At 46.4% G+C, this 18,817-nt stretch carries 16 protein-coding genes and 1 other RNA gene; 11 read left to right on the top strand and 6 right to left on the bottom strand.

Features of this window, described 5'->3' with window-relative positions:
• Positions 1-465: PLP-dependent cysteine synthase family protein (locus tag ACQY3M_RS02025; protein WP_428065754.1), on the top strand; the 465-nt coding region annotated here is incomplete at its 5' end.
• Between the two features lie 9 nt (positions 466-474).
• On the top strand, positions 475-1,653 hold the full coding sequence (locus ACQY3M_RS02020) for a hypothetical protein (RefSeq protein ID WP_428065752.1): 1,179 nt from the start codon (positions 475-477) through the stop codon (positions 1,651-1,653).
• A 64-nt stretch (positions 1,654-1,717) separates the two neighbouring features.
• Here the strand turns inward: ACQY3M_RS02020 and ACQY3M_RS02015 are convergent, their stop codons facing one another.
• Together ACQY3M_RS02015 and ACQY3M_RS02010 are read right to left on the bottom strand one after the other, a co-directional pair.
• Positions 1,718-2,701, bottom strand: coding sequence for an SPFH domain-containing protein (locus ACQY3M_RS02015; RefSeq protein ID WP_428065750.1), 984 nt, complete (start codon positions 2,699-2,701; stop codon positions 1,718-1,720).
• Entirely contained in the window at positions 2,701-3,129 is a 429-nt protein-coding gene (locus ACQY3M_RS02010) for an NfeD family protein (RefSeq protein ID WP_428065748.1), read from the bottom strand. Before ACQY3M_RS02010 ends, ACQY3M_RS02015 begins: the two co-directional genes overlap by 1 nt.
• A 105-nt stretch (positions 3,130-3,234) precedes the next feature.
• Here ACQY3M_RS02010 and ACQY3M_RS02005 point away from each other — a divergent pair, with 105 nt between their 5' ends.
• Positions 3,235-6,633, top strand: a complete 3,399-nt coding sequence (locus ACQY3M_RS02005; protein WP_428065746.1) for a M4 family metallopeptidase — start codon at positions 3,235-3,237, stop codon at positions 6,631-6,633.
• 1 nt (position 6,634) lies between these two features.
• On the top strand, positions 6,635-7,738 hold the full coding sequence (locus tag ACQY3M_RS02000) for a hypothetical protein (protein ID WP_428065744.1): 1,104 nt from the start codon (positions 6,635-6,637) through the stop codon (positions 7,736-7,738).
• A 217-nt stretch (positions 7,739-7,955) separates the two neighbouring features.
• Here the strand turns inward: ACQY3M_RS02000 and rnpB are convergent.
• From rnpB to gdhA, 3 genes are all read right to left on the bottom strand, one after another.
• Positions 7,956-8,281: RNase P RNA component class A (gene rnpB, locus ACQY3M_RS01995), an RNA gene on the bottom strand.
• 6 nt (positions 8,282-8,287) lie between these two features.
• Entirely contained in the window at positions 8,288-8,845 is a 558-nt protein-coding gene (locus ACQY3M_RS01990) for a ribonuclease HI family protein (protein WP_428065742.1), read from the bottom strand.
• Positions 8,846-9,112: 267 nt separating this feature from the next.
• Positions 9,113-10,462, bottom strand: a complete 1,350-nt coding sequence (gene gdhA, locus ACQY3M_RS01985) for an NADP-specific glutamate dehydrogenase (protein WP_428065740.1) — start codon at positions 10,460-10,462, stop codon at positions 9,113-9,115.
• Positions 10,463-10,571: 109 nt separating this feature from the next.
• Between gdhA and ACQY3M_RS01980 the strand changes: the two genes are divergently transcribed.
• Positions 10,572-10,820 (top strand): TM2 domain-containing protein, encoded by a 249-nt coding sequence (locus ACQY3M_RS01980; RefSeq protein WP_428065738.1) that lies wholly within the window; start codon positions 10,572-10,574, stop codon positions 10,818-10,820.
• An 86-nt stretch (positions 10,821-10,906) separates the two neighbouring features.
• Here ACQY3M_RS01980 and ACQY3M_RS01975 read toward each other — a convergent pair whose 3' ends face one another.
• Entirely contained in the window at positions 10,907-11,302 is a 396-nt protein-coding gene (locus ACQY3M_RS01975; protein ID WP_428065736.1) for a metal-dependent transcriptional regulator, read from the bottom strand.
• Positions 11,303-11,407: 105 nt separating this feature from the next.
• Between ACQY3M_RS01975 and ileS the strand changes: the two genes are divergently transcribed.
• The 6 genes from ileS to ACQY3M_RS01945 are packed head-to-tail and all read left to right on the top strand — an operon-like array spanning position 11,408 to position 18,721.
• Positions 11,408-14,227, top strand: a complete 2,820-nt coding sequence (gene ileS / locus ACQY3M_RS01970) for an isoleucine--tRNA ligase (protein ID WP_428065734.1) — start codon at positions 11,408-11,410, stop codon at positions 14,225-14,227.
• Complete coding sequence (gene lspA / locus ACQY3M_RS01965) at positions 14,214-14,699, top strand: signal peptidase II (RefSeq protein WP_428065732.1); 486 nt, start codon at positions 14,214-14,216, stop codon at positions 14,697-14,699. The genes ileS and lspA overlap by 14 nt, the downstream gene beginning before the upstream one ends.
• Positions 14,696-15,655 (top strand): tetratricopeptide repeat protein, encoded by a 960-nt coding sequence (locus tag ACQY3M_RS01960; protein ID WP_428065730.1) that lies wholly within the window; start codon positions 14,696-14,698, stop codon positions 15,653-15,655. The genes lspA and ACQY3M_RS01960 overlap by 4 nt, the downstream gene beginning before the upstream one ends.
• A 12-nt stretch (positions 15,656-15,667) precedes the next feature.
• The gene (locus ACQY3M_RS01955) at positions 15,668-17,584 is read left to right on the top strand and encodes a heavy metal translocating P-type ATPase (protein WP_428065728.1); all 1,917 of its coding nucleotides are present in this window, start codon (positions 15,668-15,670) and stop codon (positions 17,582-17,584) included.
• Positions 17,577-17,987, top strand: coding sequence for a preQ(1) synthase (gene queF / locus ACQY3M_RS01950; RefSeq protein ID WP_428065726.1), 411 nt, complete (start codon positions 17,577-17,579; stop codon positions 17,985-17,987). Before ACQY3M_RS01955 ends, queF begins: the two co-directional genes overlap by 8 nt.
• The gene (locus ACQY3M_RS01945; RefSeq protein ID WP_428065724.1) at positions 17,984-18,721 is read left to right on the top strand and encodes a hypothetical protein; all 738 of its coding nucleotides are present in this window, start codon (positions 17,984-17,986) and stop codon (positions 18,719-18,721) included. The genes queF and ACQY3M_RS01945 overlap by 4 nt, the downstream gene beginning before the upstream one ends.
• Positions 18,722-18,817 lie beyond the last annotated feature (96 nt).

The following is an 18,817-nucleotide window of genomic DNA, read 5'->3' as shown; positions in this document are numbered from 1 at the left end:
AGAGAAAGAGAAAGTACATTAATAAAAATAGGGGAAATATATAATGATTTAGGCGGGAAAGTAGATATACTGGTAGCCGGGGTTGGTACGGGCGGTACTATAAGCGGCACGGCGAAATACCTAAAAGAGAAAAACGCCACTACAAAAGCCGTCGCGGTAGAGCCATCGGAAAGCGCGGTGCTTTCCGGCGGCAAGAGCGGCGCGCATAAGATACAGGGTATAGGTGCGGGTTTTGTGCCGGCCTTGTTTGACGCGAGCCTTATCGATGAGATTTTGCCCGTCGCCGGTGAAGCGGCTTTCAGCGCGGCGCGGGAGCTGCGCATTGAGCAAGGTTTGTTTTGCGGCATATCTTCCGGTGCGGCGTATGCCGCCGCTTTGGAATTGGCCGGCAGGGCGGAAAATAAAGGATTGAACATCGTCGCGATAGCGCCCGACGGCGGCGACAGATATTTAAGTGTACTTTAAGGAGGAATAATGAAAAAAGTTTTGGCTTTGTTGTTTATGGGCGTTTCTCTTACAGCCTTTGCTCAGGATTATTATCTTACTAAAGAGCGCAACAAACAACCCTTGAAAGTTGCATCCGTTCAGGATATAAATAAGGTATTGAAGGAGCAAGGCAAGGCCGATAAATATAAGCCCGTAATTTTGACGCAAAACGCGAGCGAGGCGGTATTTCTTTTGGTGCCGGCAAGTTTGAATGTAAGAAAAGAAGAGGAAGATATCTTGGTAAGCAATTACGATATTGAGGCCAATGCCGAAGACGTTAAGGACGGCTTTGACATCAATATATCCTTACGTGACGAGGCGGAAGACATAAAAGCAAGAATCGCGGAATATTCCCTTGAAAGCGGGGAAGAGGTGAAGCCTTTATTTTCCAAGAAGATGTACGGACGGATAATGTATGAGGTTTGCACTTTTGATATGGGGGAATTGAGCTCGATAGTTTTAACTGCGCCGTTTAACGGTAAATTTGTCGAACTTAATTATATGACACCCAAAACGATGCAAAAGGATCTTTTGGAAGGGGAAAAGGAAATCGGCAACAAGAAAGGCGAGGCCGCTTTGGGGATAGCCGCCTCGAGCTTGACTAAAGCTTTGTTCGGGAAGAACGCTGCCAAAGGGGGAAAAATATCGGCAGATGTCGACGACTTGCAAAGCGGCAGACAAGAGCGTCCCGCGCCCGAGCTTACAGAGTGGAACGTAAAGAGATTGTCCCCTCGCAATTTGCAAGCCGCGTTTAACATAACCGAAGGCGAAGATTTATATTCTTATGTTATTGTTTTGCCGGCGGAACTTTCACCCAAACCGCAGGACAGGAAAGAGGGCCGTATAACGATAAAAGAGGATCCCGACGCCATAATGTGGCTTGAGCCTGTATATAAGAACAGCAAGAATTTTAATGACGAAATGACCGCTAAATATGCGCCCGAGAAGAAATTTGCCGCAAATCCAGGCCGAAAGCTAAATATCGGCGGGAAGAATGTCAGCTTTTCAAAGAAGACGGCGCTTAACGTCAATTCATACAGCTATTTTTTTAATGAAGGAGGACGCAAGTTTGTGCTTTCTTTTATAGCGCCTTCTTCTAAACTGAAGGATTATGAATTGCTATCCGGCGAAGTCCTAAACGGATTTAAGAGCGTTAAACCCCGATAGTTTTAATAGCGAAAAAACGGCCCGAGCATAAATAGCCCGGGCCGTTTTTATTGTCAAATGCGGATTACTGCGGCTTTACTGCTGTATTGGAAACTATTTCCTTGACTGCGCCTACCGCGCCCAAGATGCCGGTGGCCTCATAGGGCATATAGACGAGCTTATTATCCTTCCCATCGACCATTTTTTGCAGTGCCTCGATGTATTTTATCGATATTAAATAGTTCGCGGGATTTGCGATATTGTTTAAGTTGTCACGGACAATTTTAATGGCTTCCGCTTCCGCCTGCGCCACTTTTACTTTAGCTTCCGCCTCGCCTTCGGCGGAGAGTATTTTAGCCTGTTTTAAACCTTCGGCTTTATTTATCGCGGCTTCCTTTTCACCTTCAGCCTGCAGGATTTGAGCGCGCTTGGTTCCTTCCGCTTCCAAAATCACGGCGCGGCGTTCCCTTTCGGCGCGCATTTGTTTTTCCATCGCGTCGCGTATGGCGGGCGGGGGAGTTATGTCTTGGAGCTCCACGCGGTTTACTTTCACGCCCCATTTGTTGGAGGCTTCGTCAAGGATTGCTCTTAATTTCGCGTTTATCGTTTCGCGCGATATTAAAGTCTGGTCCAGTTCCAATTCGCCGATGACGTTCCTCAAAGTCGTCTGGGTAAGTTTTTCTATCGCGGTGGGCAGGGAAGTAACCTCATAAACGGCCTTAAGCGGATCGGTAATTTGAAAGTATATCAAAGCGTTTATTTGTATGCTTACATTATCTTTGGTAATGACGTCTTGCCTTGGAAAATCGTAAACGGTTTCCCTAAGGTCTATGCGGTCTATCATAACCAGGTAAGAAATAAGCCTTCCTGCGGTATCGCGGGAGTATTTCCATTCGATTTTTCTGGGTTTGTCCAGCAGCGGTATAATGAAGTTCGGCCCCGATGTGAGTGTGGTATTGTATTTGCCCAATCTTTCCACTATCATTACTTCCGCCTGTTGGACAATCCTTATGCCGAATATAAAAAATATAACGGCCAGGACTACAAGTGCTATAAGTACGCTTTCCATTATTTGTTCTCCTTTTTGACGAAAAGTTTTATTCCGTCTACTTTAAAAACTTTAACGTTGTCGCCCTGAGATAGTTTTTCCTCGCAGGCGAGTTCCCATAAATCCCCGTCGTTTTTTGCGTAACATTTACCGGTTTGTGTATTTGTCTGGCTTACGGTAAGTTCTTTGCCTATCAAAGCTTCCATATTGCTTTTGAAAGCCTGCCCTTTTTTGTTCAGATATTTAAGCACCAGCGGCCTAAGGGTAAAGAGCAGGATAAATATAGTCGCGGCCACCGCGGCCAGCTGCCAATATGTGCCCAAGCCTATCCAGCTTAAGACTGCGGCAACGAAGCATGCTATCGCAAAGCAGGTTAGGGAAAAATCCATTGTAAAGATCTCGCCTATAAGCAATACAATGCCCAAGATAACCCAATAATGAGCGGTCATAATCCCTCCGAAAAGCGAAAAAAGTATGAAAAATTATACAAATATTTAATCTTATGCTACAATAAAAATATATTTTTGTATTTTATCCTTGTAGGAGGGCTGTTGATGCTTTTATCCAAAAAGCAGTTATGTGCGTTTTTAGCCGCAGTTTTTTTAATGCAGCAAAGCGCTTTTGCATCGCCTTTAGAAATGGCTCGGGCTTTGGATGCGCGTCGGTTCCCGATAGTAAAAACAGATTCCGAAGAGCCCGTTAAACTTGAAAGTTCCGAGTTGGAAAAACTTGAAAAGTTTAACAAGAAGACGGATTCCTCTTGGCAAATAAGAATAAACGCCAAGACGAAGAAACCTCGCTCGCTTGTCGGCGGCAGAAGCGTAAAAGTCGGTTCGACCGAGAAAAACGCCTTAAAATTCATCAAAAGCAACAAGGATTTTTTGGGCGTAGACGAGGACGACCTTAAACTTTTAAGAGCACCTTTAAAGTCCGAAGTCGGCACGCACTACTACTTTAGGCAATACTACAAGAATTTGCCGGTGGAAAACGCTTACGTAAAAGTAAACGTAGATAAGAGCGGGGCTTTGCTTAACTATCAGTCCACGTACATCCCCAATTTGAATATCGACACCAAAGAAAGCATATCTGCTGCCAATGCCGCGGGCGTGGCGGCTCAGGATGCGGGCGGAAAGGCTTTATCCGCCGCGGAAAAAGTTGTTTATGTAATTCCCGGTACCGGTGAAGCCAAATTGGCTTGGAAGGTGCTTGTCCAAGGCGGAGAAAACGCCCCCGCGAAATGGGACTATTATGTAGACGCTCAGAGCGGTGCCGTATTAAACAGAATAAGCAAACTGTTATACGCGGCGCGAAACGCACAGTTCTCTATAAACATCAACCCGGTATATCCCAAGGCGCCGGGCATCTCCACGCAGACTCTGCCTTTGGAAAATATGTATGTTTATTCCTTTGACGGTTCAGGCAGTCCCCAGGCCCCGCAGCTTACGGACGAAAACGGACAGGTAACCACCAGCGGCAGAATGTGGGCGACTTTTTCCGGGCCGTATTTCACCGTTACCAATGAGGCTTCTCTGACAAAGTATTATGTGGAAAAAGGTTCGGGCGAAACTTTCAGCGATAATTTGTGGACGGAATTTTTCAAAGGGCCGACTTGGCAGACTTACAGTGATTGCGATACGGCGGGGTATTATCCGGTATTTTCCTATCCTCTGATAACCAATTTGAATATCGGTTCGATGAATACTTCCGGCGATATAACCGATAAGAAGTTCCTTTTCTTGGGCAGCAATTTGCCCCAGGCTATGACTTTGGGCGCTTATATCGGCAGATTCAACTCTTTAAACGGCCCGCTTATATCCAATTACAGCCCTAGCCAAGTTATGACAATCGGCGCTTATCCTTCAGACTATACGCCGGGCGTGAACGATTATTCTATCACTACTTTCAAAAAATTGTGCGTACCGACGAGTACTCCCTCCAGATATACCTCCACCGATACGGCTACTCTTTCGGTATCTTTGGCTAATGACTACATTCAAACGCCGGAAGCGGTCGCGTTTTACAATTTGAACGCGATGCGCTCGTACTTTGTTGACTTGGCCGGCAGCAATTTTAATTTGAACGAACATATCCCCGTAATGGTAAACGCGTCCGGCTCCAAGTACAGCAGTCACGACGACGGCTTGCAAAACGCGTTTTACGATTTGGACGCCAATGTAATTTTGATTGGTCAGGGCCGCTATGACGTAAGCACTGGCCAATACGTCAACTTCGCGCTTGAAAGCGCGATAGTCCGCCACGAATACGTACACGCGGTGGTAAACAAGATTTGGCCGATAATATACTTTGACGAAGGTGCGGCGATATCAGAGGCTATATCGGATTACTTTGCCCTGTCTTCTTTGAAGAATGCTTCGGGCCAGCCTTATACCTCTATAATCGGCGCTTATGTCAACGGAGAAGGCGAAGGTATGGCGCGCGACTTGGACGGTACGGATTCTTATACGGCGGAGAAGTGGGTAGCAAACGGCGCACCTATGGGGCAGCATACAAACAGTTTGTTCCTAAGCCAGGCTTTATGGGATTTGAGGAAGACGGGTTCTTCCGTGTCAAGCCAAGCCGACAGTTTGGTATGGAACGCTTTGATGTTCTTTCCGGATAGTTTGCTTGAATTTAGGGACGCGATGATAGCCGTGGCTACGGTTAAGGGCGGTGCGGGCAGTGCTTTAGTCAGCGCGGTTGAGGCGGCTTTTGACGCGCACGGTTTAACGTATGACAATATAATAACCGCCAACGGCGACATATACGAGCCCAACAACGGCCCAGGTTCCGCGGCGGATGTTGATATAGCCTCTATCGCAAAGAAAGAACTTCAGGCCAAAATAAATCCCGCCAGCGATATGGATTATTACAGCATATCTCTGCCTGAGGGCGAATTTAAAGCGGTTCTTACCATGCCCAAGATAAAGGAAAATATGTATATGCCTTTGGGTATGTTATTGCTGGACGCTGATATGCAAACGGCTGTGGACTTGATACTGCCGCCCGACGTGCCGGAAGATCAACAGGGGCATACGGGCATTACGACCACTTATGAAACTACGGAATTAACGTTTAGCGCACCTTCTTTGCTCAACGGCAATACGGGCCGCTATATTTTGGGTGTATATAAAATGGCGAACGGATATTATCCTTCAACCGTAACGGAAGACACCGGTGCGTATAAACTTAATTTCACTTTTGCTTCCGGCAGCAATATCGGCGGGGTTCAAACGCAGGTGGACAGCTTTGACAACGGCCAAACGATAACATTTACGGCTCCGTTTGCCACTACCGTGGATAGTGGGCTCAGTACTACTTTGGACGGTTTAGGCCTTGGCGAATGGTCGCCTTCTTCTTATGAATTCTTCCATTCCGCCAGATTGTTGGATTCCGATATGAACCCAATACCGGGCGCAAATACGGTGGACGCGACCTATTTGGATATCCCCAGGAATTTATCTATAAACGACAACACCCTAAGCGGCGAAGTTACTATCCAGAACGGATTTTCAGCGTTGGGATACAACTTGGTGTATTTGCAGATATTCGGCAAACTGCGTTCCAATAAGGCCAATCAAGATGCCGCCAATACCGAATACCGCGAGAATTACGGCGTTGTATCCTTGGGCATATCCAACCCGATAGTAACAAAATCTACCAGCGGGCAGGAAGTTTTTATAAGGGATTCGGTGTTTAATCCGATGCAGGGCGGCAAGGTAAAGATGGAGATCGTGCCGAAATCCGACGGTAATATAAAGGTGCAGATTTTCACCATAGACGGATTGCTTGTTAAAACGATAAAAGACGGCAATGTCCAACGCGATATAACGCAGGTAATCGAGTGGGACGGCCGAAACGGCAACGGCAATATAGTTGCCAGCGGCGTATATCTGCTGCGCGTAGACGGCGCGGGGATAGACCGGAAGCTTAAGAAAATAGTGGTGGTGAAATAATATGAGAAATATAAACAAATATTTTGTTTCCTTGGTTTTTACCGCCGTTTTGGCGGCTTCCGCATACGCACAGGATGCTGGCCGTACGGCTTTGCCTTTCCTTAAAATGGATATGGGCGCGCGTTATTACGGTATGGCGGGCGCGGCTACGGCGTATGCCGACGATGTTACCGGTATGACGTTCTATAACCCGGCGGCTTTGGGTATGGTTGAATCGTTCCAGCTTGCGGGTACGGTATCGGAAGCGCAGCTGGATATGAAATATCATTACGGCGGTTTGGCTTTACCCGTAGGGTTTTTGAGCATATTCGGCAATAATCCTTTGAACATCGCCGTTTCCGGCTATATGTTCGATAAGGGAAATACGGACGATATTTACAGCAGATCCATCGGCGATGATTGGTCGTTCACGTTCAGCATAGGCGAACATATCGGCACTACTCCGTGGGAAGTTTTCGGATCTTCGGCCGATTTGGAACATTACTTTGGTATTAGCGGTAAATATCTTCGCTCCGAACTTGCAAAACCGGTGGAAGGCAACGTCACCGGCGACGCCTTCGCTTTTGACGCGGGCTATACGGCGGTGTTGGATAAACATTTCGGCGTCGGTGTAGCTATCAAGAACTTGGGGACGGACATAAAATATATAGAAGAATCCGATCCTCTTCCCGCGACATTGTCTGCGGGTATGTTCTTCGTGCCGGTAGACGTTGAAAATATCTATTGGGCCGTCAGCGGCGATTTTATAGCCTACTTGAAAGAGAAAGAGAACAGAGTCCGCATTGGTACGGAGATGTATCTGTTCGACTTGCTGGCCGTACGCGGCGGTGTTAAACTGATGGAAGAGATACGGGAGGAGTGGAGCCTCGGTTTCGGCCTTAAGCTCTTTGGCTTTGAAATTGACGTAGGCACAATATTAAATCCGCAGCTTAACGACGATAAAGTCTATCAGGTGAGCTTGGCCTATAAATTTCCCGTGAAGAAGGAAGATTCTTACAGCGCCAAGGAAGAGAGCCGCAACGATTATAAAGAATATAAAAAGAAACAGGAAGAAAGCGCCTTTGAAAGAGCTCAGCGCAACTCCAACCCTTTGATATATCAATAATCGTTTGATACGAATATAAAAAGAAAAATCCCTCGGATAAAATCCGGGGGATTTTTATTTATTGTCGGGCAAAGGTCGGGCAAGGCGATATAAATACGGCGCGCGAAAAGTTTATGGGGATTATAAAGCGGAGCTGTATGCTCAGGCGCAAGTTGTTTAATTGGAGAAAGACGAGCCGATAAAAGCGATTGCGGCGCCAATAAAAAGCGCCGCGAAAGCGGCGCGCTGAACTATACCCCGGATTCTGTACGCTTGCGCGCGCAGACCATTTATCTATGCGGCCTACTCTGCCTTAACATACGGGCCGTATATCGGCATATTTGGCCTTGCTCCGAGCGGGGTTTACCTTGCCGCAGGCGTTGCCGTCTGCGCGGTAAGCTCTTGCCTTACCATTTCACCCTTACCCTTGCGGGCGGTATCTTTTCTGTTGCACTTTCCGTCGAACGGGGATATGGCCCCGCCCTCCCGCGCTTTCGCGCGGCGCCCTGCCCTGGGAGTCCGGAAGTTCCTCCGCTTTTACGCGGCGGTCTGCCGTTCAGTACTTATATTTTATAAATTATTTAGATCGAAAAGTTCAAGCTGTATCGGGCTTTTCTTGCCTTTCTTCCCGCTGGCTTCTTTCTTTTCGGGAGTTTTTTGCGTTCCCTCTTGTTGGGGAGAGGCGGAAAGCTGATGGTTTATCTGCGCTTGGGGCGAGTGAGGCCTTTTTAAAGCTTTATCCATCGTCTGATTACAGATAAGGTCTGGCTCTTTGTTTTGTTCGCGCGGGACATGTTGTATATTTATTTTTTTAAAAGAGGAGCATAGTTGCTTTATTTCCGCCATCAAATCTTTTAGCTGCGGATTTTTTATTTTATATTCGCCCAGAAATTGTTTTACCAATAGTTGGGAGTCTGCCTTTATGTAAAGTTCCGTGCCGCCAAGTTCCCTAGCCCTTTGTAAAGCAAGTTTAAGGGCATTAAATTCCGCCTGATTATTGGTGCACTGCGGCCAAAACTGGCCTTCGCCTTTAAGCAGAGTGCCCTTTTTATCCTTGATGACGCACGCGCTCGCCCCGGGGCCGGGATTGCCGCGGCTTCCGCCGTCTATATTGATGAATAATTGCATATCTTAAAGTATATAAAGTTTGAAGGGGGATTGTCTTATCTAAATATTAAAAATGAGTTGCTTTTTTTGTTTATTCGTTATTTATTTTATACTTTCGTGCGGGCAGCTCCGTTTTTATCGGGATTTAGCGTAAGAATATGCGGGGTGCTGGGTATTTTCTAGGTTTATTTTCTTTCGATTGTTTTATGCAAAACGCATAAAATGTTTTATCAAGGCGATAAAAAACCCGCTTGTTTAGAGCGGGTTTTTATTTTCGGATTTGTTGTTTTATATTACGCCTTGCGCTATCATGGCATCGGCCACTTTTTTAAAGCCCGCCACATTTGCGCCCAGTACATAATCGCCGGGTTTATTGTATATAGCGGCTTCGTTGACGCAGGCGGAATGTATATTCTGCATAATTTTCTTAAGCTGGATTTCCACTTCCTCGCGCGTCCAAGAAAGGCGAATAGTGTTTTGCGTCATTTCGAGGCCGGATACCGCCACCCCGCCCGCATTTGCCGCCTTGCCTGGCGCGTATAATACGCCAGAATTTTGGAACAGGTCGACTGCTTCGGGTGTGCAGGGCATATTGGCGCCCTCGCATACTATTTTTACGCCGTTTTTGACTAAAGTTTTCGCGTCTTCAAGCTGCAGTTCGTTTTCGCAGGCGGTTGGGAAAGCAGCATAGCAGGGTATAAACCAAGATTTTTTGCCCGTGTGGAATTCCGCCGTCTTAAACTTTTTGGCGTATTCTTTGATGCTGCCTCTTTTTACAAAGACCAAATCTTTTAAGAAAGCCAGTTTCTCGGCATTGAGGCCCTCTTTATCGTAGATGGCGCCGTCGTAATCGTTGAAGCCGACCACTTTTCCGCCCATTTGAAGTATTTTCTCGGCGGTGTGTATGCCGACATTCCCCGTCCCCGATATGATACATGTTTTGCCGCGTATGCCTTCGCTTTTGCATTTAAGCATTTCTTCCGCGAAGAATACTACGCCGTAGCCCGTAGCTTCCGGCCTTATCAAACTGCCGCCGAAGGACGGCCCTTTGCCCGTAAATACTCCGACGAATTTATTTGTTATCTTCTTATAATGCCCGAACATAAAACCCACTTCCCTGGCTCCTACACCGAGGTCGCCTGCTGGTACGTCGGTTCTTTCCCCGATATGGCGGTAAAGTTCGTCCATAAAGGCTTGGCAGAAGCGCATAACTTCGCCTTCGCTTTTGCCTCTGGGGTCAAAGTCGGATCCGCCTTTGGCTCCGCCCAAAGGCAGGCCCGTAAGGCTGTTTTTGAAAGTCTGTTCGAAAGCCAAAAATTTTAAGGAACTTAAAGTAACGCTCTCGTGAAATCTGATGCCGCCTTTAAACGGCCCGATCGCGCTGTTAAATTGTATGCGGAAGCCGCGGTTGACGTGCGTAAGGCCTTTGTCGTCGTTCCACGGCACTCTGAAGTATATTACTCTTTCCGGTTCCACCAATCTGTCCAGTACGGCGTATTTTATGTATTTGGGGTCAGCGTCCAATATCGGTTCTAAAGAGGTTAGGACTTCGCTCGCCGCTTGATGAAATAATTTCTCGGCGGGATCTTTCTTAATGATACTCTGCATAAGATTATGCAGATATTCTTTTGTTTGCATTGTTTGGCTCCCTTCGTGAAAGTGATTGCCTTCTCTAGTTTGAGAATAACATTAAGCTACTGTAAAAGTCAATAATCTTATACTATAATATAACAATCAAGGGGGGCGTATGCAGATAAAACATTACATCGAAGTTGACGGCGAAGTAAAAAGGATAAAAGACCGCATAGCCGCGGGCATTTTGGCCATTATGGGCGGCTGGTTCGGTTTGCACAAATTTTATAACGGCAGGATACTTGCCGGCATTATATATTTGTTGTTTTCCTGGACTATTATCCCGGCCATAGTCGGTTTTATAGAGGGAATACTCTATTTGTTGATGACAGATCAGGAGTTCGACGCCAAATATAACAGCTGAAACTTCCGCTCGGCAGATTATGCTGCCGCGGCTTAAAAGGAAGAATTTAAAAGGCCCCGATATCGGGGCCTTTTATATGATTGAAATTATTTTTCCTGTGGTTTTTGTTTCGTATGATTATTTACAAATTCCATCAGCTTTAGGAAAGTTTCTTTGCTTAGTACGTGTTCTATTTTACAGGCGTCTATTTCTGCCGTGGCGGGCCTCACGCCGACTATATCCCTCAAAAATTCCGATATTATATAGTGTCTTTTCTTTACTTCCCTAGCTATGGCTTGGCCTTCTTTAGTCAGTTTTACGCGGCCGTATTTCTCGTGGGTTATAAGACCGCGTGCCTCAAGCGATTTTAAGGCCCCGCTTACGCTGGGTGTCTTGACGTTCATCAGTATCTTGATGTCGGTAACGCGCGCGCCCTTCTCGCCGTCATAGGCGATGGATATGGCCTCAAGATAATCTTCCATACTGCTTGTTATGCCGTTCATAATATTAGTTTGCCTAACTTTATGCCCGCTGTCAAGAGTTTTTGCGTTTGGAAGGGGCGCGCGCATATTATATAATAATATATATATCCAAAACGCAGGATTGTAATGATGAAAGATAACAAGAACAAATATTCAGCTACGGTTTTACTTCCTAAAACTGATTTTCCGATGAGGGCGGGCCTTCCCAAGAAGGAACCCGTTCTGCTTAAGTTCTGGCAGGATATGGAACTTTACAAAAAGATGATGGCCAAAGCCAGCGGCAAAGAAAAATTTATTTTAGCCGACGGCCCCCCGTACGCAAACGGCCGTATACATATGGGCCATGCCTTAAATAAAGTGTTGAAGGATATTGTCAATAAGTCACACTCTTTAATGGGGTATTACGCTCCTTATGTGCCGGGGTGGGATTGCCACGGTCTGCCGATAGAGCAGGCGCTCATCAAGGAAATGAAAATCGACAAGAAGGAGATAAAAGATATTCCCGCTTTCAGGAAGAAAGCCCGCGCTTTCGCGCAGAACTTTGTAAACATACAAAGGGAAGGCTTTAAAAGGCTGGGCATCACCGGCGATTGGGATAATCCTTATCTTACGATGTCAAACGTATACGAAGGCCTTACCGTAGGGGCTTTCTTTGAGGCTTTGGAAAAGGGGTATGTCTATAAAGGCAAAAAGGCGATTTATTGGTGCCCCAACTGCGAAACGGCTTTAGCCGACGCGGAAACGGAATACCACGATAAAACCTCAACCTCCATTTATCTGCGTTTTAAAATTAAGGAGTATAAAGACGCTCTTTTTGAGGGTTTGGATAAGTCCAAAGCCATTTATCTGGCCGTTTGGACCACTACCCCTTGGACTATACCGGCCAATATGGCCGCGGCGGTAAACTTTGACGAGGATTACCGCGTAATGACTCTAAACGACGGCAGCTATATAATAGCGGCCGATAAACTTGCCGACGCTTTCGCCTCGGAATGCGGCTTTGACGCGCAAGCCGCGGCAAAAGTGAAAGGGGAGGACCTTGTCGGCATAAAATACGAGCACCCGTTAAATGGGCGGCTTAATCCGGTGATATATACGGATTTCGTTACGATGGACGCGGGCGTCGGAATAGTGCATATAGCGCCGGGCCACGGCGAGGAAGACTTCCACGCCGGTCTTAAATGGGATATACCCGCTTTCTGCCCCGTCAACGAGAAAGGCGTCTTTACCAAAGAGGCGGGCGAGTTCGAAGGGCAAAGCATATTTAAGGCCAATCCCGTTATCATAGAACGTTTGAAGGAATTGGGCTCGCTGATTAAGCAAGCCGATATTAGCCATAGCTATCCGCATTGCTGGAGATGCAAAAAACCGATTATTTTCCGCGCGACGGAGCAGTGGTTTTTGGGCGTGGACAAGTTTGATTTAAGAAAGCGCCTCGTGGAGCAAATAGAGCAGACAAAATGGTATCCCGCGATAGGCGAAAACAGGATAAAATCGATGGTGGAACAGCGCCCCGACTGGTGTTTGAGCCGCCAGCGCTTCTGGGGTGTGCCGTTAATGGTATTCTATTGCAAGAAATGCGGGAAGGTGCAGATAAACCACGAGCTTTTTGAGCATGTCAAAGCGCGCGCTATGAAGGAAGGCAGCGATTTCTGGTTTGAATGCGACGCCAAAAACATCTTGCCGCAAGGATACAAATGCGAATGCGGCGGCGAGGAGTTTGAAAAGGAAAAAGACATTTTGGACGTTTGGTTTGATTCGGGCGTATCGTGGGAAGAAGTCTTGCAGTACAGAGGCTTGGGCTTCCCCGCCGATGTATATTTGGAAGGATCCGACCAGCATAGAGGCTGGTTCCAAACTTCTCTTATAGCGGCCACGGTGCTGGAAGGCAAAGCCCCGTTTAAAAACGTAATCACGCACGGCATGATATTGGATCAGCAGGGCAAAGCCATGCACAAATCCGCGGGCAACAGCGTGGAGCCGGAAGATATTACCGAGAAATTCGGCGCCGACATTTTAAGGCTGTGGGTGAGCTTTACCGATTATTCCGAGGATGTCAGATTGTCTTCGGAGATATTGGAAGGCCCGATAGATTCTTACCGCAAAATAAGGAACACGGTAAGATACGCTTTGGGCAATTTATCCGATTATATTCCGCAGGAACATAAAGTAGCGGGCCCCGATATGGCGGAGTTGGACCAATATATGCTCAAACGCTTGGACGAACTTATAAAAGGCGTAAGGGAAGATTATAAGAACTTCCGCTTCAGAAAAGCGGCCAGAGCGATAACGGATTTCTGTATTTTGGATTTGTCTTCTTTGATGTTGGACGCTTCCAAAGACAGGCTTTATACGTTAGGTGCGTCTTCACACGCCAGGCGTTCTGCGCAGACTGCTTTGTTTGAAATAGTGACGGCTTTGCTGAGGCTTTTGGCGCCGATATTATGCTTCACGTGCGAAGAAGCGTGGCAGGAGATAAAGAAACTCCCGTGCGGGGCGGGTTTGGAAGAGAGCATATTTCTTTCCGATATGCCGCAAGGCGCGAGTTTTGTAGCCTCAAAAGAGGTTGAAGACAAGTGGGACCGTATCCGCGAGATAAGGGGTGCGGTGCTCAAATCTTTGGAAGAAGCCCGGCAGCAAGGCCTTATAGGCGCGCCTTTGGAAGCAAAGATAATATTCAACTCAAATGACGCTGAAACCAAGGCTTTCCTTAAGGAGACTTTGCCTCTATGGCCGGAAGTGGCGATAGTGTCGCAGGCGGAAATTTCCGAAGAAGAAGGGCAGGAAAAACTTGGAGTTAAGGTGGAACATGCCGAAGGCCAAAAATGTCCGCGCTGCTGGCAGTGGCGCAAAGACATCGGCCAGAACGGGAAGTATTCCGATCTGTGCGGACGCTGCGCGAAAGTGCTGGAAAAAGAAAAAATAAATGTCGATGTCGCGGCTTAAAAATTTCCTTACGCGAAATAAGAGCCTTTTTATAATAACGGCTCTTATTTTCGCGGCGGACAGGATAAGCAAGATATTGGCGCTTAAATATTTGACGGCGGTCGGATCTATCGAGGTCGCACCCTTTTTCCGTCTTACTTATGTGGAAAATACGGGCGCGGCTTTTGGAAGTTTCAAAAACGGCAATTTGTATTTGGCGTTGATTTCCGTCGCCGTTTTGTTTATGATGTTTAAGTGGAAGGCGGAAGTGGAAAAGCTGGGGCGTTGTGCTTCTGTGGGGTTCATTTTTATAGTTGCTGGCGCGCTGGGTAATATGTACGACCGATTGGCTTTGGGCTTTGTGGTCGACTATTTTGATTTTATTGTATGGCCGGTATTTAACGTGGCTGATTCTTTTATATGTATAGGGGCGGGCCTGATAATGCTGGACATTTTTAAAGACTGGAGAAGGAAGAAATCGGAGGTTAAATGAAAAAATATTTCTTATCTATGCTGGCTTTAAGTTTTATTCTTACTGGCTGCGGCAGCAATGACAGATTATTCAAAAAAGGCGTAGCCTACGCCAAGGCGGGCAAGACGGAAGCGGCGCTAAACGCGTATAATAAAATTTTGAAAGACGATCCCGATTATCTTTCGGCTTTGATAAACCGCGCCATACTTTTGGAAAAGCTTGGCGATTTCGACCGCGCCGAGGCCGATTACAAACATGCCGTTAAGTTAAATCCGTATCACCCCAATGTGCTTACGAATTTAGGTTCTTTTTATCTTAACCGCAACAATCCTTTGGACGCTTTAAGCAATTTTAATATCGCCTTGGAAATAGATCCCAACAATGTATTGGCTTTGATAAACCGTGCGGCGGCCTATCAGGCGATAGGGTATAAACAACGCGCCTTGGAAGATTTGGAGGAAGCGTTGTTTATAGATCCGGAAAATCAAATCGCGATAGTCAATAAAGCCATTTTGGATTACGATATGTTCCATTATGATGACGCCATCGACGGCTATACCCACGCTTTATACAATGATCCAAAGAACGCGCAGAACTTTTACAGGCGCGGCAAAGCTTTTCAATATTCTGGCAGATACGGCAATGCTTTGGCGGATTTCAATATGGCGGTAAATTTGAAGCCCTCGTACATACCGGCGCTCTTTGCGCGGGCTCAGCTGCAGTTTAAGAGCGGGGATTACCAGTCCGCCTTGGCCGATTTAAATAAAATAAAAACGATAGACAATAAATATGTTCCGGCATACGAGTTCACCGGCGACATTATGGCGATAGAGGATCCGGTAACGGCGACTTCCAACTATATGGTTGCCAAGAGGCTGGACCCGGCAAACTATCGCCGTTATAATGCCAAGATAGCTTTAATGCGCACCAGTGCGGGGCGCAGGAAGGTGGTAACTAGAGCGGTGGACGATATCTAAGAGGTTTTGCCGATGCAAAAGAGAAAGATAATTCTTTTTGCGCCTTCGTCTTATTTTGTTCGAGGCTGGGTAAGCGTGTTTGCGGCCGCGTTGCTATTTATGGCGTATATGGCCGGATTTTCAGATACGAGCAAATTTCTGATAATATTGCTTGCGTTCTTTTGGGGGGGAGAACTCTTCCTAAGGGGCGCGATTTTGGAGTTAAAACAATTTTATATCGGTTTTAACGCTTATGCCGCAGTAAGCGGCGGGGCGGCTTTTTTGTTTGCCGTTCTTAACAACTTGCACGAGACTCCTCTCTTCCCCGTATCGGGTGCGGGCGCTTTGCTTCCTTTTATTTTTATTGCTGCGAATTTTATTAAATATTTCGAACTGAAGCATATAGGCAGCAGCAAGAAGTTTATAGAAAGCTTGGACGGTTTTATATCGAAATCCGTTTTTAAAGTTCAAGACAATGGCGAGACTAAAAAGATTTTCGTATCTGAAGCCGAAATAGGCGATATATTGCTTATAAAGAACGGGGAGCGCGTCGCACTTGACTGTAAAATAGTGAAGGGTTCCACGATAGTGGACGAGAGTTTGCTTACCGGCAATGTTACTTTGGCGGCCAAGCAAAGCGGCGATATGCTTTTCGCGGGCAGCGTCAATAAAGGTACTGCGGTACAGGCCGAGGCTCTAAGCCTTAAGAACAGCTCCAGAATCGCACGTATTTTGGAAGAGGTCAAGAAGAGCGAAAATAAGAAAATGATTTTCCCCAGCCTATTGGAGAGTTATGCGCTTAACGTTTTTTTGTTTTTCCTTATATTGGCACTGATACAATTTGGTGTGGGTGCCGTTTTAGAGAAAGATAAGATTTTGTATTGGCTGTTGGTCGCTTTGTTTATAATGGTGTTAAGCGGGCCTGTTACGTATATGGCGGCCGTTCTGATACCGGTTTGGTTTTGCGTACGCAACGGCAAGAAGAGCGATATTTATATACAGAACGTCCCCGCGTTGGAGATTTTGCGCGACAGCGACATTATCTATATAGATAAAACCGGAACATTGACTACGGGGCGTTTGGAAGTGGCGGGCGCTTACGCAGCTGATGGCGTATCGGAAGAAGACGTATTAAAGGCTGCGTATACGGCGCAAAGCGGGGCTGATAATATTTTCGCCTGCGCTTTAAAAGAATACGGACGGAAGCATAAATTTACCGCGCACAAGTTAAGTTCGGTGGAGCTGCACCCCAGTTTCGGCACGGTGGTGAAGGAAGGAAAAAATACTATAATAGCCGGGCGAAAAGTATGGCTGGAAGACAAAGGAATAGAAGGTTTGCCTTCCTGCGAGGATACTAAAAGGACGGTTTTCTATGTAGCCAAGAACGGTAAATATATAGGCGCGGTCTATTTTAAGGACAGGCTGAGAGCAAACGCAAAGACCACAATCGGCTTTTTGAAAGGATTGGGCAAGAAGATATGTCTGCTTTCGGGCGACAATGAAGGCGCAGTAAGTGCGGCGGCAAAAGCCGCGGGGATAGGAGAATATTGCGCGGCGATGTATCCGCAGGATAAAGCGGCTAAGATAGCGGCTTCCTCAAATATGGGGGAAAGAACGGTAATGCTGGGCGACGGCTTTAACGATATCTTGGCTTTATTGCAGGCGGGTGCGGGTGTGGCGTTCAGTTCGGCTAGCAATGTGTTTTCCAGTTGGGTGGATATTATAATTAAGGATAGAGATTTTGCCGCATTTAGAAGAGTTTTCGAATTGGAGAAAAGCCGCCGGGAAGTCATAAAACAGAATATATACATATCGGTTTTTTCCGGTGTGTTTATGTTTTGGCGGGTTTTTACGGAATGCGACATATTGTCGTGGTATGATTTAGTTTTAATTATGTTTTTGACGGTACTTATAATAGCCGTCAATTCAGCGAGGATAAAACATGGATAAAGATATAGATTTTGGATACACTAAAGATCATGCGCGCAAAGGCGCAAATACTCAACTCCCTGCGATACAATGCTGGGAAAATCAGTATAAGAGGGATTATTTGATAAAGATAGTTCTGCCGGAATTTACTTCGGTATGCCCTAAGACGGGCCTTCCCGATTTCGGGGTTATAACGATAGAGTATATCCCTGACGAGCTATGTTTGGAGCTTAAATCCTTAAAGTACTATTTGCTAGAATACCGCGATATGGGTATTTTTATGGAGAATATCGCTAACAAAATATTGGATGACGTGGTAAAGGCCTGCAAGCCTAAGGCGGCCAGAATAACCGGAGAGTTTACTCCGCGCGGCGGGCTAAAATCCGTAATAGTTGCGGAACACGGGAAATGGACGGTAAAATGAAATATAGGAACATAACGGCGCTTTTGTTGGGAGTTTTTGTTGCCGGCCTTTTGTGGGAGTATTATTTAAAGCCGAAATATCAGATAAAGATGGGCGACGAGGAAGTGTTATCCGCGATAGCGCAGGCGGATATCGCCGCGCTTAACGAGGCCACGGCGGCAATAGAAGGGGAGGTGTTGTTCAAAGATTACGGCGAGGGCGCGGAATTTAAAAACGATATAATCAACAATTCCTCTGGAGAGACGGAAGAATTCGATTTCCACAGCACGGCCAATAGAAAGCCGGATTTTTTTGAACAGGCCGCCATGCCGCTCAAAAAAACGACTAAGATAATATTGGAAGACGATTCCCCCGTTATGAACCCAGAAGATATAGCGGCCGAGCAGGGGGTTGCTTTGGCAGATTCTACAGAGTTGCCCAACAGGATTACGATGATAAGGGCGCCTGCCAGATTTTCTTTAATATCTTCCGCGGCGGATTATAAAAAGTACAAGGCCGAGAATAAAGGGGAATATCCTTCTGTTGATTTTAAGAAGGAACGAATAGTTTTCGTGGAATCGGACAGTATGCTTTCAAACGGGTTTTTTCAAGTGGCGGATTACGAGGATACGCCCGATAAGATAATAGTACGATACCGCGTAAATATATTCGGGGCAGAGAAACGCGACGGCCGCGCACCGTACATTATAATACCCTTTGGCGATAAAAAAGTGGCGATAGAGCAGATAAAATAATTATAATTTGCAGTTATCCTGTTTTTTCTAGATAGCAGGCAATTTGTTTAAGATAAAGATAAACAGCCCGCGGCTCTAAATGCCGCAGGGCTGTTT

Source organism: Candidatus Proelusimicrobium volucris (genome assembly GCF_959605025.1).
In the GTDB taxonomy this organism is placed as follows: Bacteria; Elusimicrobiota; Elusimicrobia; order Elusimicrobiales; family Elusimicrobiaceae; genus Proelusimicrobium; species Proelusimicrobium volucris.
Note: the sequence above shows the minus strand (reverse complement) of the source record. Positions and strands in the feature narration are given on the sequence as shown.

Excerpts from the sequence above, each read along its gene's own strand:
- ACQY3M_RS02020 (WP_428065752.1), top strand. The coding sequence starts at position 475 with ATGAAAAAAGTTTTGGCTTTGTTGTTTATGGGCGTTTCTCTTACAGCC.
- ACQY3M_RS02015 (WP_428065750.1), bottom strand. The coding sequence starts at position 2,701 with ATGGAAAGCGTACTTATAGCACTTGTAGTCCTGGCCGTTATATTTTTT.
- ACQY3M_RS02010 (WP_428065748.1), bottom strand. The coding sequence starts at position 3,129 with ATGACCGCTCATTATTGGGTTATCTTGGGCATTGTATTGCTTATAGGC.
- ACQY3M_RS02005 (WP_428065746.1), top strand. The coding sequence starts at position 3,235 with ATGCTTTTATCCAAAAAGCAGTTATGTGCGTTTTTAGCCGCAGTTTTT.
- ACQY3M_RS02000 (WP_428065744.1), top strand. The coding sequence starts at position 6,635 with ATGAGAAATATAAACAAATATTTTGTTTCCTTGGTTTTTACCGCCGTT.
- ACQY3M_RS01990 (WP_428065742.1), bottom strand. The coding sequence starts at position 8,845 with ATGCAATTATTCATCAATATAGACGGCGGAAGCCGCGGCAATCCCGGC.
- gdhA (WP_428065740.1), bottom strand. The coding sequence starts at position 10,462 with ATGCAAACAAAAGAATATCTGCATAATCTTATGCAGAGTATCATTAAG.
- ACQY3M_RS01980 (WP_428065738.1), top strand. The coding sequence starts at position 10,572 with ATGCAGATAAAACATTACATCGAAGTTGACGGCGAAGTAAAAAGGATA.
- ACQY3M_RS01975 (WP_428065736.1), bottom strand. The coding sequence starts at position 11,302 with ATGAACGGCATAACAAGCAGTATGGAAGATTATCTTGAGGCCATATCC.
- ileS (WP_428065734.1), top strand. The coding sequence starts at position 11,408 with ATGATGAAAGATAACAAGAACAAATATTCAGCTACGGTTTTACTTCCT.
- lspA (WP_428065732.1), top strand. The coding sequence starts at position 14,214 with ATGTCGCGGCTTAAAAATTTCCTTACGCGAAATAAGAGCCTTTTTATA.
- ACQY3M_RS01960 (WP_428065730.1), top strand. The coding sequence starts at position 14,696 with ATGAAAAAATATTTCTTATCTATGCTGGCTTTAAGTTTTATTCTTACT.
- ACQY3M_RS01955 (WP_428065728.1), top strand. The coding sequence starts at position 15,668 with ATGCAAAAGAGAAAGATAATTCTTTTTGCGCCTTCGTCTTATTTTGTT.
- queF (WP_428065726.1), top strand. The coding sequence starts at position 17,577 with ATGGATAAAGATATAGATTTTGGATACACTAAAGATCATGCGCGCAAA.
- ACQY3M_RS01945 (WP_428065724.1), top strand. The coding sequence starts at position 17,984 with ATGAAATATAGGAACATAACGGCGCTTTTGTTGGGAGTTTTTGTTGCC.